At 56.7% G+C, this 443-nt stretch carries 1 protein-coding gene; it reads right to left on the bottom strand.

Annotated features, from left to right (window positions below):
- Positions 1-81: 81 nt before the first annotated feature.
- Positions 82-417 (bottom strand): hypothetical protein, encoded by a 336-nt coding sequence (locus GTN70_06640; protein ID NIO16663.1) that lies wholly within the window; start codon positions 415-417, stop codon positions 82-84.
- Positions 418-443 lie beyond the last annotated feature (26 nt).

A 443-nucleotide genomic window follows, 5' to 3' on the forward strand; every position in this document is an offset into this window, starting at 1 on the left:
TTTCATGAGAGTTTTTCGAGCCGTTGGATATGCGGAAAAGAGACGCTCAACCAGATCCAGATCTGTGATCACGGGTGGGGCTCAAACAGGGCCGCCCTCATCTCCTCCACGATTTTCGGATCCGTCGACAGCGCCTGCCGGTTCCCCCCCCTCGTCGGCCTTCACCTCCGAGCCGTACTTCTCCCTGAAGTTGGTAACGAGGAAGTTGAGATAACCCCGGATGTGCTCCGGGTAGAGTTCGAGCTTCACCAGGTGCGTCGTGCCGCAGACGCAGTTTGCCCACAGAAACCCCTTCTGAAAATCGATGCCCCCGGGCAGGATGTCCACGGAGTTCAGGTAGTGCTGCCCCGTCGAAAAAGGCTCGCCGCAGCAGTTGCAGACCTTGAAATAATCGGGGTTTTTCGCTATTTTGGCCATGGATATCGAACGCCCTATCCACCATG

The sequence above is a fragment of the Deltaproteobacteria bacterium genome (assembly GCA_011773515.1).
GTDB lineage: Bacteria > Desulfobacterota > Deferrimicrobia > J040 > J040 > WVXK01.

Bases quoted from the DNA above. Each gene is read 5' to 3' on its own strand.
- GTN70_06640 (NIO16663.1), bottom strand. From the start codon at position 417: ATGGCCAAAATAGCGAAAAACCCCGATTATTTCAAGGTCTGCAACTGC.